Raw genomic sequence first — 24,378 nt, forward strand, 5'->3', positions numbered from 1 at the left:
CAAAGCTGAGATTGCACAACGAAACCACGTAAGTTGTATGGCGTTATTTTAACAATTTCTCTATAATACGCGCGATCTATAGACCCACCCATTTATTAAGTGAGAATACGTTAATGGAAATCTTGCGAGGTGCGCCAGCATTATCAGCATTCAGAGTTAATCAACTGCTGAAAGCATGTCAGGACTTATCACTCCCAGTTAGTAACATTTACGCAGAATACATGCATTTTGCCGACTTATCAGCGGAACTGACTGAATCACAACATCAAGTACTTGTTAAATTGTTGACTTACGGTCCAACCATTCAAGAACATGAGCCAGTAGGCCAATTGGTGTTAGTGACACCTCGTCCAGGTACTATTTCTCCTTGGTCATCAAAAGCGACTGACATTGCCCACAATACCGGCCTTGAAAATGTTAAACGCTTAGAGCGTGGTATTGCTTATTACATCGAAGGTGAGCTTAGCCAGAGCCAATTGGCTGCTGTTGCCGGCGTATTACACGATCGCATGATGGAAACGGTTTCTGATGAAATGTCAGATGCGGCAAAATTGTTTGTGGCAGAGCAACCTGGAAAAATGACCAGCGTAGACATTCTTAGTGGCGGGCGTGCAGCGCTTGAGCAAGCTAATACCGAATTAGGCTTGGCGCTGGCTGAAGATGAAATTGACTACTTAGTTGAAAACTTTATCAAGCTAAACCGTAACCCAAATGACATTGAATTAATGATGTTTGCACAAGCGAACTCAGAGCACTGTCGTCATAAGATTTTTAATGCAGACTGGACCATTGATGGCAGTAAGCAAGCTAAATCATTATTTAAAATGATTAAAAATACTTATGAGAATAACAGTGAGTACGTATTAAGTGCTTATAAAGATAACGCCGCGGTGATGGTGGGCTCTAAAGCCGGTCGTTTCTTCCCAAGCATTGAGAACCGTGAGTACAACTATCATCAAGAAGATATTCATATTTTGATGAAAGTTGAAACCCACAACCACCCGACTGCCATCTCTCCTTGGCCGGGCGCTGCAACGGGCTCTGGCGGTGAAATTCGTGATGAAGGTGCTACGGGCGTTGGTTCTAAGCCAAAAGCGGGGTTAGTTGGTTTTACCGTATCTAACCTGCGCATTCCTGGTTTTGAACAACCGTGGGAGACAGACTTTGGCAAGCCTGGGCGCATTGTTTCTGCCCTTGATATTATGCTTGAAGGCCCTTTGGGCGGCGCCGCGTTTAACAACGAATTTGGTCGACCAAACATTCTGGGTTACTTCCGTACCTACGAAGAGCAGGTAAATAGCCACAACGGTTTAGAAATCCGCGGTTACCACAAGCCTATCATGTTGGCTGGTGGTCTAGGCAATATTCGCGGCGAACACGTTGAGAAAAATGATATCCCGGTTGGCGCTAAACTTGTGGTCCTAGGTGGCCCAGCGATGAATATCGGTTTGGGCGGCGGCGCAGCATCGTCAATGGACTCTGGCCAGTCTGCTGAAGATTTGGACTTTGCGTCAGTGCAACGTGAAAACCCTGAAATGGAACGTCGTTGTCAGGAAGTGATCGACAGATGTTGGCAACTAGGGGACAACAACCCGATTCAGTTTATCCACGATGTGGGTGCGGGCGGTTTATCAAATGCGATGCCTGAGCTAGTGGATGATGGTGGTCGTGGCGGTAAATTCCAGTTACGTGCGATTCCAAATGATGAACCGGGCATGGCGCCTCACGCTATTTGGTGTAACGAGTCACAAGAGCGTTACGTGATGGCGATTAAACCTGAAAACATGCCTGTTTTTGAAGCTATTTGTAAGCGTGAACGTGCGCCGTTTGCTGTATTAGGTGAAGCAACTGAAGCGCTGCATTTAACGTTAGAAGATGAACATTTCAATAATATGCCAATCGATTTACCAATGGACGTATTATTAGGTAAAGCACCCAAAATGCACCGCGACGTAACATCGCAAAAAGCAGCTGGCGAAGCGTTGAAGTTAAGTGACGTGAGCTTGTCAGAAGCTGCGCACCGTCTGTTGCGTTTACCTGCCATTGCTGAGAAAACGTTCCTGATCACCATTGGCGACAGAACCGTGACGGGCTTAGTGGCTCGCGATCAAATGGTTGGCCCTTGGCAAATCCCTGTAGCGAACTGCGCGGTGACAGCTGCAAGTTATGATACCTACGCAGGTGAAGCAATGGCGATTGGCGAGCGTACGCCGGTGGCTTTACTTGATTTTGGCGCTTCTGCCCGTTTAGCCGTGGCGGAGTCAATCACCAACATTGCTGCCACGCAAATTGGCGAAATGAACCGTCTTAAGTTGTCTGCTAACTGGATGGCAGCAGCCGGTCACCCTGGCGAAGATGCGGGTTTGTATGAAGCGGTTAAAGCGGTCGGTGAGGAGTTATGTCCTGAGTTAGACATCACGATCCCGGTTGGTAAAGATTCGATGTCAATGAAGACCAAGTGGCAGCAAGACGGTGAAAACAAAGAAGTGACTTCACCACTGTCACTCATTATTACCGCTTTTGCCCGCGTGACAGATGTACGCAGTACAGTCACACCTGAATTGAAAACGGATCAAGGTGATACCGACCTTATCTTGATTGACTTGGGTAACGGTAAAAACCGTCTTGGCGCATCTTCTTTGGCGCAAGTATACAAACAGCTTGGTGACACAGTGCCTGACGTAGACAGCGCTGAGCAGCTAAAAGGTTTCTACAATGCGATTCAAGCTTTGGTCGCGGACAACAAGCTACTGGCTTACCATGACCGTTCTGACGGTGGTTTATTTACGACTGTTGCCGAGATGGCATTTGCTGGCCACACGGGTGTCAGCATAGCGCTTGACCAGTTGGGCAATGACGACTTGGCTGCTTTATTCAGTGAAGAGCTCGGCGCCGTGGTTCAAGTTGCATCAGCAGACAAAGAATCAGTACTAAACGTATTAGCAGGTCACGGCTTAGCAGCTTGTAGCCACGTTATTGGCGGTCTCACTCAAGATGACCAAGTGAGCTTTAGCCGTAATGGTGTAAATGTACTGAGTGAGTCTCGCAATGATCTTCGTGTGATTTGGGCGCAAACTACTCACCAAATGCAGGCGCTTCGTGATAACCCTGAGTGCGCGCAACAAGAATTTGAAGCCAAAGCCGATGCCAACGACCCTGGTCTAAACGTGAACCTGTCATTCGACATCAATGAAGATGTTGCAGCGCCATTTATTGCTAAAGGCGCTGCGCCGAAAATGGCTATTTTGCGTGAGCAAGGCGTTAACTCTCACTTAGAAATGGCCGCCGCGTTTGATCGCGCAGGTTTTGCCGCGACGGACATTCACATGAGTGATATTTTAGCCGGCGACGTTAAACTGGAAGACTTTGCCGGTTTAGTTGCTTGTGGTGGTTTCTCATATGGTGACGTTTTAGGCGCGGGTGAAGGTTGGGCGAAATCTATTTTGTTCAATCCAAGAGCAAGAGAAGAATTCCAAGCCTTCTTTGAGCGTAATAATAGTTTTGCACTCGGCGTATGTAACGGTTGTCAGATGTTGTCTAACCTCAAAGAGTTGATCCCAGGCTCGGAACATTGGCCGCGTTTTGTACGTAATAATTCAGAGCGTTTTGAAGCTCGCTTTAGCCTAGTAGAAATTCAGCAAAACCCGTCCTTGTTCTTCCAAGGTATGGCAGGCTCGCGTATGCCTATCGCTGTTTCTCATGGTGAAGGCCGCGTTGAAGTGGCTGATGCCTCTGCGCTGAAAGCCCTTGAAGCCTCTGGCACTATTGCCGCGCGTTACGTTGATAACTACGGTAAAGTAACAGAGCAATACCCAGCGAACCCGAATGGCTCGCCAAACGGTATCACGGGCTTAACAACTACCGACGGTCGTGTCACCATCATGATGCCTCACCCTGAGCGTGTTTTCCGCTCGGTGGCGAACTCTTGGCACCCAAGTGATTGGAACGAGGACAGCCCGTGGATGCGTATGTTCCGTAATGCGCGGGTCAATCTTGGCTAAGTTGCTTACACTTTAAACAAATAATTAAACGCGGCCTTTAAGCCGCGTTTTTTTATTTTTATCACTGAAATGTAAATTTATATTTTATTGATAAATTAAGTTTGACCTTGATCTCAGTTCTTTATCTATGCATCTTTTTTTTATTTAAACTTGGTTACTTTACCGGCAATTAACGCAATATTAACTAACTATTAAAAAGCGGTTATGGGATGATACTTAACATAACCTGTCAGAATATATTAATGCATATTTCCATAAGCAGTTGATTAGGATGTTAGCTTGCTTGTGTCGGTTTTATTTTTGTTATAAAGGCTGTTTTGGCATTTCCTATTGTCATTTTATCTGGCCATTAAACATAGGTGTAAAGAATGGATTCAAAAAAAGTGTTGTATTTTGGTCGCAATACTTCTCTCATAAAGTCCTTAGTCATGCAGCTGAGCGGTACGCTTCACTGTGATATCACCTTTGTCGATAATGATGACGATTTCAACCAAGCCTTGCAGCAAGATTTTAGCCTGCTGCTGATCGATGAGCCCCTGTCAGAGGTTCAGCGAGCCTTGGTAAGTGCCTTGCCAGAAAAAGCCGAGTCAATAAACCTCAAAGAGTTTTGTTTAAACCATCATTCTGATCGGGTTTTGCAACAGCGCATTGAGCACCAAGATTCACTCATTAATGCATTAATTAACTCTATTCCAGATCTCATTTTCTTTAAAGATAAACAAAGTCGTTTCTTAGGTTGTAATAACCAATTTGAAGTTTTTGCTGGTCACGATGAAAGTGTTATTTTAGGCCAAACTGATGACGTATTTTTTGAACGTCAGCAAGCCATTATGTGTCAGCAACAAGATTTACAAGTGGTTACATCCGGTGAATCGCTGACTTCTGAAGAAATTCTGACTTATCATAATGGTGAGCAGCATTGGATAGACATGCTGAAAGTGCCTTTTAGTGATAAGCAAGGCAAGGTGATGGGCTTAGTGGGTGTGGGCCGAGATATTACCGAAAAACGTAAATCTGAAAAGCGCTTGAAGCGTGCGGCTATTGTCTATGAAACCACCCAAGAAGGCATTTTCATTACTGACGTAGAAGGCACCATTTTATCGATTAACCCTTCATTTACCCGTATTACCGGCTTTAATGAGTCCGACGTCGTGGGGTTTACCCCAGCCATTCTAAAGTCAGGTCGTCATGATGAGGCATTTTATCAGTCACTTTGGCACCAGTTGGGCAGTCATGGTTCTTGGCACGGTGAAATCGTAAATAAACGCAAAAACGGAGAGCTATTTCACCAGTGGCTAAATATTTCTTCTGTGCTAGATGCCCAAGGCCAAGTTATTAACTACGTTGCTACGTTTACCGATTTAAGCAAATTAAAAGAAACCGAAGAAAAGCTGCGTTACGTGAAAATGCACGACAGTTTAACCGGATTAGCCAATCGACTGTTTTTTATCCAGCGTTTAGATGAATTGATGCAACGGGCGCAGCGAAATGGCCATTGTCTTGCTGTCATGCATTTAGACATAGAGCGATTTAGCCGCTTTAATAAAAATTTAGGCCATGGTTTTGGTGATAAGTTATTGAAAGAGGTAGCGCAGCAACTTACTCACTTTTGTAATAAAAAGGACGTAGTTGCTCGTTTTGGCAGTGATGAATACGCGCTCATTTTAGACGAGTTGTGTAACGAGCAAGACGCTGCGCAGGTAGCGAAAGACATAGAACAAATGTTGTCTTGCGGCCTGACGGTTGATGGCAATACTTTGTACCTAAATTGCAACATTGGCATTAGCCTTTATCCCGATGATGGTGAAACCCCTGATAGCCTGATTGGCAACGCAGATGCAGCATTACAACGGGTAAAGCAAGACCGAACCCACTATTACGAGTTTTATACAGAGGAAATTACGCTTGCTGCGCAGCGTCAGTTTACCCTCGAAAAAGAACTACGCATGGCGCTGCGAAAGGATGAGTTTGAAGTCTATTTCCAGCCTCAGTTAAGCCTAAAGCAAAATTGCGTCACTGGGGTTGAGACCTTATTACGTTGGAATCATCCGAGTTATGGCTTGATTGAGCCGGCACAGTTTCTTGCGGTAGCCGAAGAGTGTGATTTGATCAGCCAAATCGATTTTTGGGTTATTCGACAAGCGTGTTTGCAAGCCAAAGCTTGGCAGGATCAAGGACTAAACTTTGGCCGTTTGGCGGTCAATATCTCCCTCAGCTCACTGACACAAAACAACTTAATTGCCGATTTAATGGCGGTTTTAAAACAAAGCGAATGCCAAGGGCAATGGCTTGAGTTTGAAATGTTTGAAGACGTATTATCTGCGGACTCAAGTGTGGTGCGGGCGAATTTAAAGAACATTACCAAACTTGGGATTCAACTTGCTTTGGATGATTATGGTATGGGCAGTTCTTCGCTTTATCATATGAAAAATATCTCGATAGGCAAGCTCAAGATCTCAAGAGAGTTTTTACGTAATGCTCACGTTGACCCGGTAGAAAAAGCCATCATTAAATCGATTATTTCTCTCGGTGATAACTTGGCGATTGATGTGGTCAGTGAAGGCGTGGAAACAGATATTCAAAGTGATTATGTGCAAGACTTAGGTTGCGACTTGGTGCAAGGTTATCATGTGGTCGCGCCCATGCGCAGGGCTGAAGCGGCTTTTTATCTTCGCTGTAACCAATAAACAAGCTAAGATTGCTATACATTTCAATTCTTAAACAAGCAATATGTGGCTAGACAAAGCGCTGTTCTATTTACAACAAGGTGATGTGTGGGGATGGGTAATTATCACCTTTCATGCCCTTATTGTCGGCTCGGTATCGCTGCGGGTAATTATGAAACGCCGAGAGATAGGTATCTCTTTGTCTTGGCTTGCCATTATTTATGCCGTACCTTTTGCTGGGGTAGGGTTTTACCTTTTATTTGGTGAATTAAACTTAGGCCGCAAAAGGGCGCAGCGTGCCACCGACATGTTTGAGCCATTTGTGCAAACTATGGAAGATCTCAAACAGCAGCTTTGCGCAAAAACCGCGGTCATATCGGATATTGCAATGCCGATGCACAAATTGACCGAAAGCCTGCTCAATATTCCCAGCCTCAAAGGCAATCAGCTGACCTTGCTCGATAACACGGACAAAATCCTGACCGAAATCATTGAACAGTTACACAACGCAAAACACAGCTGCTTTTTAGAGTTTTACATTTGGCACCCTGGCGGGTTGGCAGATCTAATGGCGCAAGCTTTATGTGATGCAGCAGAGCGGGGAGTACAATGCCGCGTATTACTAGACTCGGTTGGCAGTAAAGCTTTTTTTAAGTCGGCTTGGCCAAAAAAAATGCGTGCAAGTGGCGTGCAACTGGTTGAAGTATTACCTGTTGGAGCATGGCGTATGTTCTTGCAGCGGCAAGACCTGCGCATGCATCGCAAACTTATCAGCATAGATAAAACCATCGCTTATACCGGCAGCATGAACCTGGTCGATCCTTTGTATTTTAAAAAAGAAGCGGGCGTTGGCGAATGGGTCGATATTATGGTCAGGGTGCAAGGGCCTGCTGTCAGCTTTATTTGGGCAGTGCTGGCGTGCGATTGGGAAATGGAAACCGGTGAGCGCGTAATCAAAACCATTCCGGTACAGCCGCAGCAAGTATCTGGCATGAAGGGCAATGTACAGCTAATACCTTCTGGACCTTTCCCTAAAGGAGACTGCATCCATCAGATCTTATTAACCTCGGTCTATGCCGCTAAGCACAGTTTGGTCTTAACCACGCCTTACTTTGTGCCTGATGAAGGCTTACATGCGGCCCTAAGAGCGGCAGCGCAGCGCGGGGTTAAAGTTAAAGTGATTATGCCTGCGAAAAATGACTCCTTACTGGTGAAGTTTGCAGCCAGCGCATTTTATGACGAGCTAATGGCTGATGGGGTGGAAATTCATAAGTTTACCGGCGGCTTGTTGCACACTAAGAGTATCGTGGTGGATGAACGCGTTGCTTTGGTTGGAACGGTAAACCTTGACCGCCGCAGTTTTTGGTTAAACTTTGAAATCACCATGTTAATTGATGACGCCGACTTTGCAGGAGCGGTGTTAAATTTGCAAATGCACTATCTTTTAGCTTCTAATCGGTTGGATTTACAGCAATGGCGACAACGTAGCGTGGGTCGTCGTTTTGTTGAGAACGTCTGTTACCTCTTCAGTCCTTTGCTTTAAGTCACATAGTTGTCGACTGCCCACCGATAACTGACTGTGGCAAGTCTATGTCATTATAGTTAGGCTGGGATTTATGCTACCTTATAGCCCATAAAAGGCAGCTTAAGAGGCGAGATGTTCGACGCAAATTGCCGCCTCTTATTTCATATTCTCTCCTGTAAAATGGTATCGCCATGATTTTTGACATTCCACTTCTCAATACCGGCTTAGATGCAGATATCGCTCACTGTATTGACAACAAGACCAAGCCAATAGGCAGCCTAGGCAAGTTAGAGCTGTTAGCCAAACAGATATGCCAAGTGCAGCAGACGCTCACACCACAACTGAAAGAGCCGCAAATGTTGGTATTTGCCGGTGACCATGGGGTAGTAGAGTCTGGCGTAAGCCCATTTCCACAAGCTGTCACGCAGCAAATGGTGATGAACTTCTTGCAAGGCGGCGCGGCCATTAATGTATTTTGTCAGCAACATGGCATTGAATTTAGAGTGGTTAATGCGGGTATTAATGGTGAGCTGCCAGAACATGTTGGTTTAATAGACGCAAGTATTAGCAAAGGTACCCAAAACTTTGTCAAACAAGCTGCAATGACAGATTTACAGTGCCAACAAGCGCTAGAAAAAGGCTCAGAACTCGTGGCCGATAGGCACAAGCGCGGCTCTAATGTCATTGGTTTTGGTGAAATGGGAATCGGTAATACTAGCTCTGCGGCTGCGATAATGGCGGCAGTGCTGAATCTGGATGCACAAGAATGTACAGGCGTCGGCACTGGACTTGACAAGGCAGGGGTCGAGCGGAAAGCCAAACTTATCAATAAAGCCTTGAAGCGGGCGCAGTTGAAAAAGTCCACGCCTATGCAGGTATTGGCCGAGTTCGGTGGCTTCGAAATTGCGATGATGTGCGGAGCCATGCTTAAAGCCGCCGAGCTGCGTATGTTGGTATTGGTGGATGGTTTTATTGCTTCCAGCGCGGCCTTGTTGGCCAGTAAGATGCATCCGGCATTTTTACAATACGCCATTTTTTGTCATCGCTCGAAAGAGCTGGGACATAAGAAGATGCTTAAAGCCATGGCGGTAGAAGCTTTGATTGATTTGGATATGCGTTTGGGTGAAGGCAGTGGCGTGGCTGTGGCTTACCCCTTGGTTCAGTCTGCGGTACTGTTTGTCAATCAAATGGCGTCATTTGAAGATGCGGGTGTCAGTAAAGATGGCTAAGGTGTGGCCCCGATTTATTCATGCTTTAACATTTTATACTCGTATTCCAGGCCCAAAGAGTGTGCAGTACGACCCTGAAACTCTGACTCGAGGGAATGTTTTTTTTCCCTTGATTGGTTATTTGGTGGCTGCGTTTGCCGCTCTTGTGCTTTATGTTTCAGGTATGCTGTTTTCATTGCCGATAGCAGTGTTGCTGTCGATGGCTGCAACCATCTGGTTGACTGGAAGTTTTCACGAAGATGGTTTTGCAGATACCTGTGATGGTTTTGGTGGGGGCTATGGTAAAAAAGCGATTTTAACCATCATGAAAGACTCTCGTGTGGGCACGTATGCCAGCGTTGGGTTAACCATTTTGCTGCTGCTTAAATTTCAATCGCTGTCTGACTCCGCTGAGCCCATTTTAGCTTTATTTGTTGGGCATACTGTTAGCCGGTTTTTTCCATTGCTAAGCATGTCGTTATTGCCATACGTTAGAGAGCACACTGACAGTAAAAGCGCGCAGCACAAGCTTTCATTATCATTACCTGAGTTGATGTTTGCGGCTATTTGGCCACTATTGGCTCTGGCATTTCTGCCTTGGCAGTCGATTCTCGTATTAATAGCCTGCTTAAGTTTGATGTGTATATTGCTCAATCGTTGGTTTAAAAAGCAATTGGGCGGGATTACCGGTGACTGTTTGGGCGCTTCTCAGCAAATATATGAAGTCACTGTCTATTTATTGTTAGGGTCAACCTTGTGCGCTGTTACTTAATTCGTCACCCGCAACCGGATATCGCGACAGGCATGTGTTATGGCCAACTTGACCTCAGCCTGAGTCAATTTGGTCAGCTACAGCAAGCCAGCTTGTTAGAATGGGGAAAGGGCAAAGGCATCACTCAGGTATATACTAGCCCATTAACACGGTGCACGGGACTTGCGCAGCAACTCTCCGCTTTATCGAACTCTTCTTATCAAGTAATTGATAGCCTCAAAGAATTCCACTTTGGGCATTGGGAAGGAAAAAACTGGAGTGAAATCAGCCGGACACAGATAACGGCTTGGCAACAGGAGTTACTGCATTTTTGCATTCCTGGAGGAGAAAGTTTAAGTCAGTTTCACCGACGAGTGATAGCCGCTTGGCAAGCACTTGCCCAGGCACATCAAGGGCAGTGCATAGCCCTTGTTTGCCATGCTGGCGTGATCCGCTCGGTGGTAGCACATGAACTCAACCTTGCAGTGACTGAGTCTGTAAAGTTGGGCTTGGATTATGGCAGCATTAGTAAGCTCACCATTGAAGGTGAATTTAAACAGCTTAATTATCTCAACCGCACCTTAAAGCCACCTGAGTCACAAAAGTATTGATGTAGAGGTATTGCTAAAAGTGCTGAGTGAAGTGGTGGTGGAAACGCTTTCTCATGTTTAAGCCGGTGGTTTGGAGTATCAAAATGAATTGTTGCAGAACTATTATCACTTTTTGTGGCCCCTTTGTTGGCTACTTGCTACTGATCTTGGCTTTAGCTTGCTCTGCAGTAAGCGCTTCTTGCTTTGCTGAAAGTGCGCATCCAAAAGAAGCTACTACCACCCAGAGTTCCACTGAGCGATTAGCGGGTGGCAAAGACTTACGAACTTCAGCAGTTATGACTCCCCTAGATGTGTGTTGGCAGCAAGCAGCGAATCGCATTGCACTTAAACCCTGCTTAGAAACGCTGTTAAAACAGCAACAATTAGCGTATGAAACCGCAAAGCTTTCAGCAATTAAGGCAATGTCTGAGCTTGAAACTATCAGCGGAGATCAACACCTTAGTAAGCAATTACAACTGACTATAGAAGCGGGAGAGCAATACGCGCGACAACTTTGTCGGTGGCAAACTGCCACGATGCGCGGCGCGACTGGTCAAGGGGATCACCTTTTGAGCTGTCAAATCATTCAACTTACGCAACAAACTCACCACTTAACCGAGATGCTCTAAGGTGATTGGCCTATTGCGCTGGTTTGTCGCGCAATTTGTTGGGTATATTAAAGGTAGAGGTTTGGCGGCTAGTTATATTATTGGTGAGCCACTAAACTTAAATGCGTAGGTTGCTTGAGCTGCTCAATCGAGTGGCGATCATCTAAAATAAACTCAATACCGTACATATGTAAGCCGTAAGTTGCGCTTTGATTTTTAGACAAGGTCGCACCTAAACGTATATTGAGATCTTTGGCTAGTTCAATGAACGACAGCAGTTCTTCGGTCGGTTTGCTCAGCAGCAACTGGCTTAATGGCGAAGACAATAAAATGTCAGAAACGGGCAAGCCTTTTAGCAAGTCGACAGACAAATCTTGCTCTCGCTCGACTAACCAATAAACCTTAGAGCCTGCCAGGCGCGTCATCACCAATAACGCAAACAAGATATTACCGGGCCGAGCTTTGCTTGTATCATTAAATAAAATATCAATATGATCAGGGGAACAGTTCAGTGTTTGTGCCAATTGCTGGCGATGGACCCGTTTAATGCCTTCTGGAAACCAGTCGTATAGGCTATCGATAAACAAGATTTTATGTAATGCTTGATGGCTAGGCAGCGCCGCAATTTCTTCAATACTCATGCTTGGCATGCATAAATAACTCTGCATCGCTTTATCTGATAACCGGTGAACGGGGAAAGCGCCTTCCATTTTTGAGTGCTGCCCTAACCAATGCTTTAAATATAAGCGGCTAAAAAGCGTAATAAACAATTTTTGCCATTGCCGTTTATCTGGCACTGACGTCAAGCAAGCAAGTACTGGGAAAGAATAACTTTCTACCATGGCGTACACCGCGCGGCTGAGATTCTCACTAATTTGACCATAAAGCAAAAAAAGTGGCCGTTGATCCTGATGAGACAGTGCCGTGAGCAAGTCGATCAATCTCAGATCGGGAAGATCGAGGTTAATTATGATCAATTGCGCACCTTCAGTGGTACTTTCTGGTAGCGACGCTCGGGTAAGCGTCAACGTTTGCACGCCACATTGCGTCAAAAGCTGTTGTTTATTGGCTACGTCATGGTGATCCACCAGCGTAACAGGGTACCTGGCCAACCATTGTTGGTAGATTTGTTGTCGCCTAGTTTGCCAAGCCTGTAACTGATTTTCTAAAGACGCTAGGCTTTGGCAGTAAGTAAAAGCCGGAATATCAAGGTTCATATCCGGCATTTCACCGTACCAGAATAAGTTGATGTCTTTGCGTTTTTGCAAAAGCTGTAAAAGATCGTCCGTCAGTGGCTGCTGACTGACGCGGTCGCTTAAGATTACTGCTATGCCTCGTGGGCTGGTGGCTAATGCGGGCAGTAGGGTCGCAAGATCATAATAGTCGTGGCTGGTAATATGCTGCAACGCAAGATCGGGGCAATAGCTGTAGACTGCAAAGTTGAGATCCTTAGGTTTTGGATCGGCGGTAAGAAGTGCTAATTCTTGTTCGCTGAGAATAGAGCTTTGCTGCGAGTGAGTATTTGAATTACTGAATGCCATAATGGATCCGCCACCTTTGTCTATCTACTAAAAAGAGACCTGATCCTTGGCTCAATCCAAAACATATTTGTTATTGTTATGCTAAAAACTTCATTATCAAACAGATGATATAAAAAAAGCAGGCTAAATGCCTGCTTTTCTTTGTTAAAAGGCTATTTTAATCTTGTGGCGTGGCATTTTTTACTTTCAGTAAGAAATAGACAGCATAGAAGGTACATAAAGCCACAGTGGTAGCGATGACACTGACTGAAGCGAGGCCAATGGCGTTGCCAAATAATAAGTCCATCCATAAATCCATCATATTTCTCCTGTTCATTTTTTCTTAAGTGTAAAAATTAAGTGAACAGAGCGTTATGATCTGGATCAATCTGCTTTAGGTTTCCTTTGGACTTGAAAGCCGGCATGCTTTAACAGAGTAATCAAGCTGTCTGGTCCGGTAAGGTGCAATGCACCAACCAAGATAAAATAGTGCTTTTTGATAGGTTGCTGTTGAATGATATCAACCCAAGCGTGATTTCTGCTTGTCAGCATCAGTTGGTAACTGGGCGAGCCTGGCGGCATATCATCCAATGCTAATAATAACTGCTCTAATTGATCTAAATCACCGCGTTGCCACGCCTGCAAAGATTGTTGAGTAACGTTAGCGACTTTATCAAGTTGGGTTAAACCCTCAGCTAATGTCAGGTTGTCCCGTAAAGCAACTTCTCTTAAAAGTTGCATTTGCTGCGGTAATGTTTCAAATTGAACGATGGGTTTACTGCTTAGTAAAGCTTGGGTTAAGAAATATTGATCGATGCCTTTATCTACTTGATAGCCTTGTTTTGCAAAGGCAGTTTGCATGAGATTCAATGTTACAAACCAAGGCTGAAACCCGTAAAAGCTTTTGAGGTCGAGCGATAACTTGGTCGCGGCTTGCTGTAAAGCTTGCCAGTCTGTCTCATTGAGTACGTCCGGCAAAGATTTTCCTGGCGTTAAGCGGATAATATTTGCCGCTTGCAGCTTATGTTGCGGACTGATTGCGGCGATATTGACTTCAACTATCAAGCTGTCAGCTTCATTGAATGCTTGCATTAACGGCATTGGCAATGGGTATAGGCCTTTATGGCCGATGTGGATTGAACCCAATACCGTCAGTTTGGTGCCATTTTGATGAATCAGCTGCCAATAGGCCGGTTGGCTGTTACTGGCAAAGCCCGCTGGTGTGCTTACAACCAGCAAAAGCAAAATACAGATGACAGTGCAAAGGCGAGATAATGGCATGGTTAAGCTACCTGCTTTAATAGTTTGTCGAGCAATGAGGTGGGTAACAGCCTTTTTAACATGGCAAACACTTTGGTTGGCGTCGTCACTCGATAGCGTGCTTTTGGGCGTTTAGCATGAATGGCCTCTAATAGCGCTTGGTATACCGCTTCTGGCCCGAGTGTAAACTTGTTATTCGATTCGGTTGCGGCTAATCGCGCGAGGGTTTGTTGGTAAGCCTTTTTATGTGGGCTTGCCTCTATGTTAATGTTGGCTCTAAACGCTGCCAAGGCATGCTCTCTAAATCGAGATACGATTGGCCCCGGTTCAATCAGGCTTATATGTATATTGGTATCACCTAATTCTAACCGCATGGTATCTGTTAACCCTTCTAAAGCAAACTTACTGGCATTATAAGCGCCACGATACTTCATCGCGACAACACCTAATACTGAGCTATTTTGAATTATCCGGCCGCTGTTTTGTTGCCTCATCGTTTTTAAAGCGAGTTGTGATAGTTCATGCCACGCAAATACATTGACCTGAAATTGCTCGATGAGTACTGCTGTGGGTAAATCTTCTACCGCGCCGGGTTGGCCATAAGCTGCGTTATTGAAAAGAATGTCAATTTTCCCCCCTGAGTATCGCATCATGTCGGCAAAACCTTGCTGGATCGAAGAGAGATCAGCGAGATCCATGTGGATCGGTTGAATGCCGCAAGCAAGTAAAGCTGCATGCTCTTGTTCTCGACGCACGGTTGCAAAGACTTGATGGCCTGCGAGGGCAAGTTGTTTGGCACAATATTGGCCAATGCCACTGGAACAACCTGTGATGAGTATAGAAAGTGCCATGATGAATCCATTTTTTTTAAAGTAATGGGTTTATTAAACGCCAAAAAAGCGGAGCTAGGTCAAATTGTCGCCACTGACTTAACCTAAATCGTTGTTGGTATAGCGTAAGTGTCTATAATGTTGGCATCCTATTCAAAGTCAATGAGATTTAAATGACATTGTTCTGGATAAAAGTGCGGTTTAAGACTGCTCACTTTATGTGATTTAGGGCTAGATTTTTTCATGAAATCACTCTAAACCCTCTCTAAATATACCTATTTCCTATCTCTTTTATTTTTCAACCTGCTGATTTAAAATGAGTTTTAAAAAGTTCAATTTTATTTTGTGATTCACCTCTGTTTTTTAGTTCTTACTCGGTAAATTGTGTTGCTAAATCCCATCGCAGAGGTAGTATGAGTACCCATGAGGTGAAGGCAAGAAAATCGCTTTTTACCTAAAACGGATTTGTAACCATGTGGTTACAATTTTAAAAGAAAGACAGACCCCACGGACATAGGAATTTATGGACAATTAGGGGTCGACTTAAAACGCTGAGTCTATTCTCAAGGAGAGAACATGTTTAAGAAAACTCTAGTAGCAGCTGCGCTTGCAACTGCATCTATGGGCGCAAACGCGTACCAAATCGGTGAAAACAACGATTTCAACGTAGAAGTATACGGTGTAGCAGCTATCTCTGTAGTTAGCTACGGTGACGCTATTGGCGGTGACGTAAACCCGGAGCTGAACAAAGGTCCAGTTATCGAGAATGAATCACGTATCGGTTTCCGTGCGGGTAAAGCAATGACTGAAAACATCGACGTTTTCATGCAAGTTGAATCTGGCTACGTAGATAACGTAGACTGGGGACACGGTGGTGTTCACGGTGGTGTGTTAGGTTTCCGTGATACTTTTGTTGGTCTTAAAGGCGACTGGGGTAAAGTGCGTTTCGGTCGCGTTCTAACGCCAATGTACGAAATCATTGACTGGCCATACGCTAACCCAGGTCTAGGTGCTTCTTGGGACTGGGGCGGTGACGTAGCATACTACTACGATCGTCAATCAAACACTATTCGTTACGATTCTCCATCTTTCGGTAACTTCAACTTTGCTCTTGCTGTAGGTCGTGATGACGATGCTAACCCTAGCTCTCAAAGTTCAAGTGGTCAAGACAACGCATCTAAAGATTCTTACTTCTACGGTGCTGCGGCTCACTACCGTTTCGCTGACATGGTTACCCTACACGCAGGTCTAGAAGCTGCTCAAGATTTCCGCGGTAGCGCTGATGTTGACACATTTGGTTGGTTAGTAGGTTTCGAAGCTAGCCTACCTGCAGGTTTCGGTCTAGCGGCTGCATACAAATCTGGTGAGTCGAAAGACAAAACTGGCGCAACAACTGTTAAGAGTGAACAGGATTCTTACTCTGTGATCGGGCAATACTGGGCTGGCTCTCTAGGCTTTAAACTAGGTTACACTGCTAACCTTGAGTCTGAAGTTGAAGGTGTTAAGCAATCTGATGAAGATAGCATCATTTCTGGTCAAGTTATGTACGTAGTAAACGGTTTCGTACCTTACCTACGTGTTGCCCAGCGTGATATCATCGACTGGCGTGGTGAGAACGATGACATCGTTGTACGTGTTGGTCTAGAATACGGTTTCTAAGCTAAGCTTAAAACGGTATCTACCTCTTAAACGCCAGCGTAAGCTGGCGTTTTTTATTGCAGTAAAAAAAAATTAAATGTTAAGATGGCTGAAAAAAATAGGTAGTTATATGCTAAAAAAAATATTGATCGTTTCACTTTCAGCTAGCTTAATGGCTTGCGCTGCTAATCCCAATTCTACTTCATCTGAAGAGTTTGCAAAGGAAACGCAAATTGATATCGGTTATAACGCAGTTCGAGTGCAAGGTACAAAAGTACAAGCCAAGCCAACCAGCGAAGCCGGCGCGAAAGTAACGGCTGCTCAGTACTATATTACTACAAGCTTTTCAAAAACGTCTCCGGCTGAAAGTGATGCCATTGTGCATATGGAGTTATCTTATTTTCAAACAACATCAGAGTTTGAAGATTATCGAGTAGACGGAATTCGAGGCAAAGTGACTGCACAAAAAGTGACAAGCCAGATGTGTAATGATAACTGTATGAATAATCAGTGGTTTGAATTTCCTATACCTACTGCAACTTTAGTTGCTGCGAAAGACACTGGTTTACCTTTTGAAATACTAGTATCTGGTGCAGAAAAAGGCCTTGAGTTTGAGGTTCCTGCTGCATACATTCAAGGGTTAGTTAAGCGTTATCAAAAAGCACAACAAGACTACAACGTTGGTGGTGGGGAAATAGCTTCGTCTGCACCTGCAGCGGCGCCTGTAGCAACGACTGCCGTTGCAGCAACAAGCGCCGGGGCAATTACCCGTGCTAATTCTGATTTCTCTACCGAAGCGCAAATGTTGCAGCATTGGTTTAATAAAGTCACACCTGCTGAGCAAGAGGCCTTCATTGATTGGGCGTTGAAGAACCGTAAAGCCATTAAGGGTCAAGCTAAGCCAGGCTCAAAAGGTTATGACATGTTGACCTATTGGTTTACCGAAGCCAATGTTTCAGAGCGCTCTGAGATTATTTCGTGGGCCGTAGAGAACATGAAATAGCAGTGACTTAGTTTCTGTTTGTCGACCAAAAAGAAAGCCCGCATTATGCGGGCTTTTTTGGATACGTTAAAAACTACTGGCAGCACTTAATAATAGGTGATGTCTTTCACTTTTTGCGCCGGAGTTTGTACTTCATTAATATAAAACAGCGTTTTAGTGTTGAGTTCAAGCTCTGTGGCATACATCTCACCGACTGGGTAGGTTTGCACGACGCGTGCGCCGCGAATAGCCCCATCCACTTTTGCCTTGATGTAATCGCCGCTGAGCGTTTGTTCATGCATATTACTGCCGCTGGTGAGTTGCAGCCCATGAAGTTGCTCCGCCAATTCCCGATACGCGTCAATTTTTGATGCTCGCATGGCGTTGAGCATCTTTTGCTGCTTATTTTTACCCGGTTGGTTAGCGATTGGGGCATAGCCTACCGCAACCAACACCGGAAACTCATCCGGTTTTGCGGTTTCATACTCAACATGGGTATTGCTGAAGTTAGAGCAAGCCGTTAATGCTACGCTAGCGCATAAAACGCCAATCAGATAAGTTCGTTTTAATGACATTATCGCTCCCTACTTAACCAATTCGACTTTACGGCCTAGCTCGCCATTGGGCTCGCTGTGCCTTTGAATATAAATGCCTTTATTCGCAGTATCTAAACTGTTAACGCCACCTGTCAGTAAACGGTTGGGCACAAATGCTCGGGCAGTTGACTCTACCAAATAGTTTTGCATATTTATGGTTCTAAGATTGACGATGACGCCTTCACTATTGCGAGACATGGTGCCAGTAAAGATCCGGTAAACAGGTATCCGGGCTTTTAATTCCTGCCACTCGCGACTAAATACAAAGTCGCCATCGGGAGTGACTTTAATTTTCCCCGTGAGCTTGTGGTCAATCACTGGCATGTTGCGAACGTGAAGCTCATGGATAAAGGCTTCAGAAATGGCCAGCCCTAGCCAATTTGTATTTTGTAGGTCGTCCATGTTCGCCAGTGATGTCACTGCAATAGGTGTGTTTTTAGTTTGGCTGTTTTGGTTTTTAAACATTTCATCGGCCAAGCCGCGAATGATGTAATCTAGCTCTACCGCTCTGTCGCCTGGCATAGCATATTTACCTGGCGGGGTGTCGTGGCCCCAGCTTTTATATCCGGGTGATACGTATGAACCGTAATAACCGGTCTTAGTTTCATTAGTTTGCGGCGCCTCTTCTTGAGACGGTTGTGATGTAGCACAAGCCAATAAACTGAAGCTGCAAAGGGCAGCGAGAGCGACTTTCATGAGCAATCCTTAATGCAGTACAAAGTCGTTTACCTTGTACATTTTTACTGCACGTTAAACCATATTGTTAATATCGGCCTTTACGAACAAAGCTTGAATCATTTACCAAAGGCAGTGCTAAATTCAATTGCCAAGGGAAAATGGCAGTCTAGCAGACTGAAATTTGGCGATTCACGATGATGATAAAAATAAAGCACTAAACGTGCCATGTTTGCTTAGATCTGGTTGGCTATTTCTTGACGCTTGTAAATGGCACAGTGATTGCATTAATACAAAATTAACAGGCTTACTTTGTTTTTCAAATCGCCGCGACAATAGACAGCAAGCATAATCGCTTTGAAGCCGTGATTCGCTATGCTCTCAAGCTATGGGGTGTATAGTTAAACGAGATATTAAGTAACGCCGATAAATGAATAAGGTAACGAGATGAAACGTGTTATTTATCTTCTATTGTTGGTTTTGCCGCTGGTGTTACAACCGAGTTGGGCTAAATGGTTCGAAGCTCAAGGTCAAGCTATCGTCGGTAATGATGTAAAAGCTGCCAGAGATGCGGCGATACAAGACGCGGTAAAACAAGCTTTATTGTATTCAGGCGGTTCAATCCAGAGTTTGCAGCAAGTGAACAACGGTGTGCTCGAGCAACAGAGCTTGTCGGTCAGTGGCGGCGGGGATATCCGCGCATTGAAAGTAACCAATGAAACTCTTGATAAGAATACCATCACCGTTACAGTGCAAGTAGACGTCTTTCCACAAGCCCGTGCGCAGCAATGCAAAGGGCAAGCGTATGCTAAGTCTTTGGCCTTGGTAAGGTTCAAGATGAAAAATCGAGACCAGGCGAGAGTAGGGGATATCAGTGAGTTAAACCGAGTCTTTTCGGATAAACTAAATAACCTGATGGAACTCAATCACACCAGTTTTGATATCCGCCAGTTTATCAATCAAAATGTCAGCTTTGACCCAGCTAAACTCGATGCTCGCAATGAAACCGTAAGGCAGCAAATAAAGGCGCTTGCCAAACGTGCAGATACCCAATTTGTATTGCTCGGCTCCATTGAAGATGTATCGGTTGAGCTGGAAGAACGTTCTGCGCTTGATTTTTGGGTGAAAGATCCGCCGCGTCATTTTTACTTGGTGACTTATTTATTTGACGGCTTAAGTGGCGATCTCCTTGAGCGTAAGCATTACCGACGTCAGGCAACTTGGGGCTTTAAAGAAACAGCGCGTATTGACCTGGCATCCATGAAGTTCTGGCGGAGCCCTTACGGCCAATCATTGTTAACCGTGATGGATGAAGTGATGTTAGATACTTCAACCGCGTTAGCCTGTGAAGCGCCCCAAGCCAAAGTTATTGCTATTCGTGATAATAAAATCCAAATAAACCTAGGGCGTAAAAATGGTCTGAAAGTCGGGGAGCGATTAACCTTGATGCACAACGGCAGTTATACCGATCAATTTGGCATCGTCCGTTTTCGCCAGGAAAAGAGTAATATTAAAGTCAAAGTAGTCGAGCTTTATCACGACTCCGCCGTGTTACAAGGCGCCGACACGCTTGACGCTAACAATATCCAACTTAATGATTACGCGATTATTCAGTAATGCTTGATTTGGCCGTTTACCTGAAAGTGCGTGTGTTAGCCACTTTTTGCTGGTACATATTTAAGCGGCATTGAATAGTCAGACTTGTTCTCGTGCAGAGGTAACCTTCCCCCTTTGCCGCTACGGAGGCTCATGATGTTGTTTCATGACGAGGATAGCTGGCGTTAAATGCTCTTTTTTAACGTCTCGATCAGCTTGTTTGCCATCCATGAATGAGCGGCAGACGTAAACGTACGTTGGTGCCGCAGTAAATAAAGGTCAACGTGGTACTGGGGGCTGTCTACGAAGTCATGAATATCAACAAACGCTGCATTGAAATGAGCCATTGAGTTTAACGCGTTCATGCCAAATATGACGGCATCGGAATGTGTTGCTATTTGCATTAACACGTGAGTTTGAGTACTGCGAAGCTTAGGCCGCGGCTGATTTTTGAGTTGGTTTAAAATTCGTTGTAATGGCGTGTTAAAAGTCTGCTTGTGATCATCTTCTACATTCATCGCTAACACCGGATAGCGCAATATCTCTTGTAAACTGGAAGGCTTATTCGCCAAAGGGTGGTTTTTTCTGACATACAGCTTAGGATAAATACTGCCGATTTTACTCGCTTTATATTTTGATTCCGCAGGACAAGTATAATGAATGGCAAAGTCGAGTTTGCCTTTATCCAATAAATCGAAAGGGTTACTTTTAGCTGCCATTTCTATCAAACTGACGTTGGGCGCTTCGTTACATAGCGATAAGACTAGGCTTGGCAGAACGGCACTGCTCAAAAATGTCGGTAATGAGATGGAAAAGGTGTCATTACACTCTGCAGGGTTAAACTGGCCTTGTTTAAACAGGGCATTGAGCTGGGGCAGAATCGCTTGCAGCTCTTGGCCAAGTTCAAGCGCTTTGGTGGTGGGGGTCAGGCCTGTAGCAGTACGAATAAAAAGTGGGTCGTCAAAGGTTTCCCGTAAGCGCTTTAAACTTCTGCTCATGGCTGACTGGGACACAAACAGTACTTGGGCTGCATGAGTCACATTCTGCTCTTTAAGTAACACATCCAAAGCCACTAATAGGTTGAGGTCGACTCTATTTAACTGATGGCTAGTATGAATATTCATTGCGTGGATATCTCATTAATGGCTTTAGCTCATTGTAACTTGTTGTTACCGCCTTTGCGTAATGCCCCCGGTAAAGGGGGCAGGGATTAAAGGCTTATTTTACTTCGATAAAGTCACTGGGTTTCCAGCTGTTATCAAACCAAGCTTGGGTTGGTGAGTACATCCTAAAAATAATATTAAAGCCTTTACCTTTCGTGGTTTGCACCCAGTTTCCTTCCATGCCTTTTGGTGCGTTTGGCGAAAAATGTACTGTGATAGAGCCGTCAGCATTTTGTTTTATGTTTTTACTTAAACCGTCTAATCCTGCGGATTTTTGGTCGGTTTCTAACATCGAACGAGTTTGGTTGTCATAAATCATAAACGACCAAAACTTGTCAACCGGTGCATTAGCCGGCAAGGTAACGGTATAGTGTTTGCTGCCATCGAGAACTTGTTTGTTAGCATCCCGTGTTGCCAGTAAATAATCTGAGCCTTTACCGACGGTTTTTGTCACCATGTCTGGCGTGATACCGGTGGCCATAAAGTGGAAGGTCGCGCGCATGTCAGCGTCTATCACGCCATTGTCATCTTTAAATTCATGGCCCGAGACTAATGGCGTAAACCACTGTCTGTCTTCATAGCGGAACATTGCTTGTTTCGGATGAAAGTAGGTTGAGCGAGCCTCTGCCGTCGCGAGCTTAGCTGCTTCCGTTAGAATCCGTTGCATTCGCGCATCAGGTGTAAACTCTTTACCTTTTTCAATGCCAAGGTTTTTGGCGAGCGAAAGCCATTCGGCATTAAAAATAGCCGTTGGCTCATATTGTATCAGCGCGTTGATTTCGTCGTAGAAAGTGGCATCCATCGCGTGAATGGTGTTGTAGTCTACGCCCGAAATATCAATAAACTCAGTGCTGTCTTTTTTACCGTAAGGGTAGAGCTTAGTGGTTTGTTTAAGTTTATCTATGCCTTGTTGCATTTCAGCCGGTGAGCTTACTAGGCGCAGCAATAGCCAGTGTTGGTAACCTTCACTGACAACTTCAATATAGCCTTCGGGCACTTTTCCTTGCCAAGTGCTGTGGCGGATAAAATACTTACCTGCTTTGGCCTTATTATCTGGGTGGGTCACGCCGATTCTGTCTACAAACTTAAATGCGGCATTATCCAGTAAGCCAAGCACAGGTGTCGGAATTTCAAGAATGACGGGGCCATTTTTTACGTCAATTTCAGACGTAATGTAAGGCGTTGTAGTGTTTGCTGTGAGCCAGAGGCTATTGGCATCAAGGTTATTTTCTGAAATAGCGATAGTTTGGTTTGGCACCATACCTATGCTTTCATGGCCCAATAATAGACCTTGGATCGAGGCGACGGGGATACCAGAAAGAAACACTCTAACGGCATTAGCAACTTGTACAAAGTCTTGCACTTTACTGTGGGTTTCAGCTGTTGGCGCACCATCTTTGTATCTTAGATCGCCAAGGTAGATTGACTCTACATGGTTAGGGGTGATGATGCTACTTGGCACCTGCGCACTGTATTTTGCCTCTGCTAAAGTCACGGAAGAGAAGCCAAGGGTGATAAATAGGGTTGCGATGAGTGTTTTTTTCATGAATATTTCTCTTTTAGGTAAACGGGTTAATTAACAGCTCGTCTGTTACATAGATTGTTAGGCCACTAACCAGGCCCACTGAAGGGCCTGGTTAAGGGGTTATTCGCTGACTTTAACCAGGTCGTTAAGCATCCAGTCTTTAAAGAAGGTTTTAGATGTTGGGCGATACAACCTGAATAACAAGAAGTAAGCTTCACCGCCTGTCGGCACCCAGTTCGTTTCGTGTCCTTTCGGCGCTTTGGGTCCAAAGTATAAGTCGTAGGAGCCGTCTGTATTTTTTTGCAGGGTGTCAGCGTTGCGTGAAGAAAGGCCGACGCGGTCGACGCCTTTAACAAAGTTCTTGGTTTCCATGCTATAGACGATGGCTGACCAAAAGTCTTCTACCGGGGTATCTGCCGGAACATTCAATTTATAGGTGGCTTTACCGTCTAACATTTTGCCTTCAGAGTCTCGAAGGCCGGTTAAATAGAACGTTGATCCGCCCAGTTGTTGTGGCAGGTAAGTGACATAGAAATAAGATGCTGCGCGTTTATCAACTAATACTTCATCTTCATCAACAAATGGAAAGCCTAGTTGCGCTTGCGGGCCAAAATTCCAAAATGACCATTGTAAAAGAGGTTGGCCGCTTTCATCTTTCCACAGTGGGCTGACGGTTTGGTCTGGCTCAACAAACTTAGATTGCATATGGGCATAAGCCATTAATACTCCCTCACGCATGGCTTGTTTTTGTTCTTTACTTGGGTTAAACGCTTTGCCTTTTTCAATGCCCAAATCTTTTAACAAAGAAACCATGGCTTTGTCTTGCATGCGAATGGGGTTTTCTTGTACGACATCATTAATGTCTTGAAAGAAGGTTTCATTATAATAAGGCAGGCTATCATAGGCGACTTCTGTCGCATCTAAGTGCTTGGTCTTTGGTGGATTGTTGGCATCAGCAAGGTGGTAAATCTTGATGTGCTTAGCGTAATCACCGGGTAACTATTCAGCCGCGAGGACTTGACACTAAAATTATGTGATCTAGTTAACTTGATCCCACTTCCAACTTGAGTGATCTTTTTGTGGTGGCAATCTGGTAGGATGAATAAGAAAACATTACCTCCACCGCCAGATTTCGATTCGCCTGAAGAGGCGAAGGATATTATCCAGTTTTTATGGAATAAGTTGGCAGAACTTGAAGACAGACTAAATCAAAATAGTCGAAATTCTTCTGTGCCGTCATCACA

Annotated in this window: 20 protein-coding genes; 11 read left to right on the plus strand and 9 right to left on the minus strand. The window is 44.8% G+C overall.

The genetic code is table 11. The features are described from left to right. Positions 1-113: 113 nt before the first annotated feature. From purL to D1Z90_RS16590, 7 genes are all read left to right on the plus strand, one after another. Entirely contained in the window at positions 114-4,001 is a 3,888-nt protein-coding gene (gene purL / locus D1Z90_RS16560; protein ID WP_119911908.1) for a phosphoribosylformylglycinamidine synthase, read from the plus strand. A 368-nt stretch (positions 4,002-4,369) separates the two neighbouring features. Then, on the plus strand, positions 4,370-6,688 hold the full coding sequence (locus D1Z90_RS16565) for a putative bifunctional diguanylate cyclase/phosphodiesterase (RefSeq protein ID WP_119911909.1): 2,319 nt from the start codon (positions 4,370-4,372) through the stop codon (positions 6,686-6,688). Positions 6,689-6,731: 43 nt separating this feature from the next. Further along, positions 6,732-8,210, plus strand: a complete 1,479-nt coding sequence (gene cls / locus D1Z90_RS16570) for a cardiolipin synthase (RefSeq protein WP_119911910.1) — start codon at positions 6,732-6,734, stop codon at positions 8,208-8,210. A gap of 173 nt (positions 8,211-8,383) precedes the next feature. Then, positions 8,384-9,421: a nicotinate-nucleotide--dimethylbenzimidazole phosphoribosyltransferase gene (gene cobT, locus D1Z90_RS16575; RefSeq protein ID WP_119911911.1), complete on the plus strand. Its 1,038-nt coding sequence runs from the start codon at positions 8,384-8,386 to the stop codon at positions 9,419-9,421. Continuing rightward, positions 9,414-10,172: an adenosylcobinamide-GDP ribazoletransferase gene (cobS, locus tag D1Z90_RS16580; RefSeq protein ID WP_119911912.1), complete on the plus strand. Its 759-nt coding sequence runs from the start codon at positions 9,414-9,416 to the stop codon at positions 10,170-10,172. Before cobT ends, cobS begins: the two co-directional genes overlap by 8 nt. Further along, a complete protein-coding gene (gene cobC / locus D1Z90_RS16585; RefSeq protein ID WP_119911913.1) occupies positions 10,157-10,762 on the plus strand; it encodes an alpha-ribazole phosphatase in 606 nt (201 codons plus the stop codon). Before cobS ends, cobC begins: the two co-directional genes overlap by 16 nt. Positions 10,763-10,845: 83 nt before the next feature. Then, positions 10,846-11,370: a hypothetical protein gene (locus tag D1Z90_RS16590; protein WP_147378787.1), complete on the plus strand. Its 525-nt coding sequence runs from the start codon at positions 10,846-10,848 to the stop codon at positions 11,368-11,370. Between the two features lie 77 nt (positions 11,371-11,447). Here D1Z90_RS16590 and D1Z90_RS16595 read toward each other — a convergent pair whose 3' ends face one another. From D1Z90_RS16595 to D1Z90_RS16610, 4 genes are all read right to left on the minus strand, one after another. Further along, positions 11,448-12,890, minus strand: a complete 1,443-nt coding sequence (locus tag D1Z90_RS16595; RefSeq protein WP_119911915.1) for a hypothetical protein — start codon at positions 12,888-12,890, stop codon at positions 11,448-11,450. Positions 12,891-13,047: 157 nt separating this feature from the next. Next, positions 13,048-13,191 carry a DUF3149 domain-containing protein gene (locus D1Z90_RS16600; protein WP_369122275.1) on the minus strand — a complete coding sequence of 48 codons (144 nt, stop codon included), beginning with the start codon at positions 13,189-13,191 and terminating at the stop codon, positions 13,048-13,050. Positions 13,192-13,253: 62 nt separating this feature from the next. Next, positions 13,254-14,150: a TraB/GumN family protein gene (locus tag D1Z90_RS16605; protein ID WP_119911917.1), complete on the minus strand. Its 897-nt coding sequence runs from the start codon at positions 14,148-14,150 to the stop codon at positions 13,254-13,256. Positions 14,151-14,152: 2 nt separating this feature from the next. Continuing rightward, positions 14,153-14,980: an SDR family oxidoreductase gene (locus D1Z90_RS16610; RefSeq protein ID WP_119911918.1), complete on the minus strand. Its 828-nt coding sequence runs from the start codon at positions 14,978-14,980 to the stop codon at positions 14,153-14,155. A gap of 555 nt (positions 14,981-15,535) precedes the next feature. Between D1Z90_RS16610 and D1Z90_RS16615 the strand changes: the two genes are divergently transcribed. Together D1Z90_RS16615 and D1Z90_RS16620 are read left to right on the plus strand one after the other, a co-directional pair. Continuing rightward, positions 15,536-16,618 (plus strand): porin, encoded by a 1,083-nt coding sequence (locus tag D1Z90_RS16615; protein ID WP_119911919.1) that lies wholly within the window; start codon positions 15,536-15,538, stop codon positions 16,616-16,618. Positions 16,619-16,727: 109 nt separating this feature from the next. Continuing rightward, complete coding sequence (locus tag D1Z90_RS16620) at positions 16,728-17,600, plus strand: DUF2057 family protein (protein ID WP_158587173.1); 873 nt, start codon at positions 16,728-16,730, stop codon at positions 17,598-17,600. Positions 17,601-17,686: 86 nt separating this feature from the next. On the opposite strand, the gene D1Z90_RS16625 is transcribed toward D1Z90_RS16620, so the two are convergent. Together D1Z90_RS16625 and D1Z90_RS16630 are read right to left on the minus strand one after the other, a co-directional pair. Then, positions 17,687-18,154, minus strand: coding sequence for an LPP20 family lipoprotein (locus D1Z90_RS16625; RefSeq protein ID WP_119911921.1), 468 nt, complete (start codon positions 18,152-18,154; stop codon positions 17,687-17,689). 9 nt (positions 18,155-18,163) lie between these two features. Next, the gene (locus tag D1Z90_RS16630) at positions 18,164-18,871 is read right to left on the minus strand and encodes a FlgO family outer membrane protein (protein ID WP_119911922.1); all 708 of its coding nucleotides are present in this window, start codon (positions 18,869-18,871) and stop codon (positions 18,164-18,166) included. Positions 18,872-19,297: 426 nt separating this feature from the next. On the opposite strand from D1Z90_RS16630, the gene D1Z90_RS16635 reads away from it, so the two are divergent. After that, entirely contained in the window at positions 19,298-20,467 is a 1,170-nt protein-coding gene (locus D1Z90_RS16635; protein ID WP_119911923.1) for a flagellar assembly protein T N-terminal domain-containing protein, read from the plus strand. A 164-nt stretch (positions 20,468-20,631) separates the two neighbouring features. Here the strand turns inward: D1Z90_RS16635 and D1Z90_RS16640 are convergent, their stop codons facing one another. From D1Z90_RS16640 to D1Z90_RS16650, 3 genes are all read right to left on the minus strand, one after another. After that, positions 20,632-21,570, minus strand: a complete 939-nt coding sequence (locus tag D1Z90_RS16640) for a LysR family transcriptional regulator (protein WP_119911924.1) — start codon at positions 21,568-21,570, stop codon at positions 20,632-20,634. 94 nt (positions 21,571-21,664) lie between these two features. After that, positions 21,665-23,155 (minus strand): DUF1254 domain-containing protein, encoded by a 1,491-nt coding sequence (locus D1Z90_RS16645; RefSeq protein ID WP_119911925.1) that lies wholly within the window; start codon positions 23,153-23,155, stop codon positions 21,665-21,667. Positions 23,156-23,254: 99 nt separating this feature from the next. Continuing rightward, positions 23,255-23,962: a DUF1214 domain-containing protein gene (locus tag D1Z90_RS16650; RefSeq protein ID WP_198419241.1), complete on the minus strand. Its 708-nt coding sequence runs from the start codon at positions 23,960-23,962 to the stop codon at positions 23,255-23,257. A 270-nt stretch (positions 23,963-24,232) separates the two neighbouring features. On the opposite strand from D1Z90_RS16650, the gene D1Z90_RS21760 reads away from it, so the two are divergent. Continuing rightward, positions 24,233-24,378, plus strand: a 146-nt coding sequence (locus tag D1Z90_RS21760; RefSeq protein ID WP_232525231.1) for a DUF6444 domain-containing protein, incomplete at its 3' end; no start/stop codon positions are given.

This window comes from Motilimonas pumila, assembly GCF_003596335.1.
Classification (GTDB): Bacteria; Pseudomonadota; Gammaproteobacteria; order Enterobacterales; family CBDFNC01; genus Motilimonas; species Motilimonas pumila.